Source organism: Streptomyces sp. WAC05292, from assembly GCF_003949955.1.
Classification (GTDB): Bacteria; Actinomycetota; Actinomycetes; order Streptomycetales; family Streptomycetaceae; genus Streptomyces; species Streptomyces globosus.
Map to the genome: position 1 here is coordinate 1 of NZ_RPSE01000621.1, position 2,314 is coordinate 2,314.

The window sequence follows — 2,314 nt, forward strand, 5'->3', positions numbered from 1 at the left end:
CCGCAGTAACACTTACTGGGGCTTTCCTCCGGGCTTTCGTTCTTGCGTTTCCGACTCTATCAGAGTCTTTCGCGCTCCGCTTTCCGGGGTTTTCGCTTTCGCGCTTTCCCTTTCCGGCGGTTCCGACTCTATCAGAACTTTTCCACCGGATTTCCCGGCTTCGGATTCCTGAAGAGGAGTCGAGTGCACTCCGGGGAATTCACGATTCCTGCGGAGGCGAGAGAGATGTTAAACCGCTGCTGCCGAACTGTCCAGTTCGAGGCAACCGTTCGAATCTACCTCCCCGTCGCGACCGTGTCAACGGTCGTTCCGGGACGACGAGGAGACTAGCAGCTGACCGGCCCCGTCCGCACATCAGGCCGCCGTGGGCAGCGACGCGGTGCGGTCCGCGGCCTCCACGTCGCCCACCTCGCCCTCCCGCGCGGCCCGGCCCCCGAGGACGTACACGTACGCCAGGAACACCGCCTCCGCGGCGACGCCGATCGCGATCCGCGCCCATGTGGGCAGGCCTGACGGGGTCACGAAGCCCTCGATGAGGCCGGAGACGAACAGGACCGCCGCCAGCCCGATGGCCATGCCCAGCGCGGCACGGCCCTGTTCGGCGAGGGCGGCGCGGCGGGTGCGCGGGCCGGGGTCGACGACCGTCCAGCCGAGGCGCAGGCCGGTGCCCGCCGCGACGAACACCGCCGTCAGTTCGAGCAGGCCGTGCGGCAGGATCAGGCCGAGGAAGACGTCGAGGCGGCCTGCGGACGCCATCAGGCCGAGCCCGACCCCGAGGTTCGCCATGTTGAGGAAGAGGATCCACAGCACGGGCAGCCCCAGGAACGCGCCCGCGACCAGGCAGACCGCCGCGGCCTGGGCGTTGTTCGTCCACACCTGTGCGGCGAACGACGCCGCCGGGTGGCTGGAGTAGTACGCCTCGTAGCCGCCGCCGGGCTCGGTCATCGCCCGCAGCTCCTCCGGCGCGGCTATGGACGCCTGCACCTCCGGGTTCACCGCGACCCACCAGCCGATCAGCACCCCGAGCAGCGTGGACAGCACCGCGGTCGGGATCCACCAGCGCCGGCTGAGGTACACGGCGGCCGGGAAGGCGGAGGTGAAGAACCGGACGGCGTCCCGCGGGCTACCGCGCCGGGCCCCGGTGACGGTGGCGCGGGCCCGGGCGACGAGCTGGGTGAGCCGGCCCGTCAGCACGGCATCGGGGGTGCTCGACTGGATCAGCGACAGGTGGGTGGAGGCCCGCTGGTACAGGGTGACCAGCTCGTCCGCCTCCGCGCCGGTCAGCCTGCGGCCGCGGCCGAGCAGCTGTTCCAGGCGGTCCCACTCCGCGCGGTGGGCCGTGACGAAGACGTCGAGATCCATCCGGTTGCCGCTCCCCCTGCTCCGGCGTACTTCTTCCACCGCCAGCTTGGCAGACTGGTCGCCGAGGGCGGGTCCGGCCGCGGGGAGAGGGTGCGCAGCGTGAGCGATCTGGTGACGGGGGACGCGGTCGTCCTGGGGCTGCGGCCCGCGCGGCTGCCGAGCCGGGGGCTCGCGTACTGCCTGGACATCGCCGTCTACCTGTCCGGCTACCTGGCCCTCGCGGTCGGGCTGGCCTTCGCGACGGCCTCCCTGGACGAGGCCGCGCAGGCCGCCGTCGCGGTGTCGGGTTTCGTGCTGGGGCTGGTCGGCGTACCGATCGCGGTGGAGACGCTCAGCGGGGGCCGGTCGCTCGGCAAGCTGGCCTGCGGGCTGCGGGTGGTCCGGGACGACGGCGGGCCGATCCGGTTCCGGCACGCGCTGGTGCGGGGGGCCATGGGGGTCGTGGAACTGCTGCTGACGTTCGGGGCGGTGGCGTGCACGGCCTCGCTGGTGTCGGAGCGGGGGCGGCGGCTCGGAGACGTGTTCGCGGGGACCCTCGTCGTCCGGGAGCGGGTGCCGCGGCAGCAGGTGATGCCGGTGCCGCCTCCGCCGCCGTGGCTGGCGGGGCGGTTCACGGGGCTGGACCTGTCGGCGGTGCCTGAGGGGCTGTGGCTGGCGGTACGGCAGTACCTGACGCGGATGGGCCAGCTGGATCCGCAGGTCGGCGCGGCGATGGCCGCGCGGCTCGCGGACGACCTGGCGGCCCGTACGGGGGCGGCGGTGCCGGCCGGGGTTCCGGCGGCGGCGTTCCTGATGGCGGTCGTGCACGAGCGGCAGTCGCGGGACGCCGCCCGGGCCTTCGGGCCGGCGGCCGGCGCGCTGCCGGGCGCGGGCGCCGGTGCGTACGCCCCCGCCCAGCCGCCCCCGGCGTACGGGGCCCCCGGGGCGTATGGGGCGGCCGGGCCGGCCGCCC

The 2,314-nt window shown here is 73.6% G+C and carries 2 protein-coding genes; one reads left to right on the plus strand and one right to left on the minus strand.

All coding sequences use genetic code 11. From position 1 onward, the window contains the following. Nucleotides 1–354: 354 nt before the first annotated feature. Entirely contained in the window at nucleotides 355–1,362 is a 1,008-nt protein-coding gene (locus EF903_RS31735) for a stage II sporulation protein M (protein WP_125548420.1), read from the minus strand. Between the two features lie 99 nt (nucleotides 1,363–1,461). Between EF903_RS31735 and EF903_RS31740 the strand changes: the two genes are divergently transcribed. After that, nucleotides 1,462–2,314 (plus strand): RDD family protein (locus tag EF903_RS31740; protein WP_185902931.1); only part of this gene is annotated, 853 nt, incomplete at its 3' end.

Bases quoted from the DNA above. Each gene is read 5' to 3' on its own strand.
- EF903_RS31735 (WP_125548420.1), bottom strand. From the start codon at position 1,362: ATGGATCTCGACGTCTTCGTCACGGCCCACCGCGCGGAGTGGGACCGC.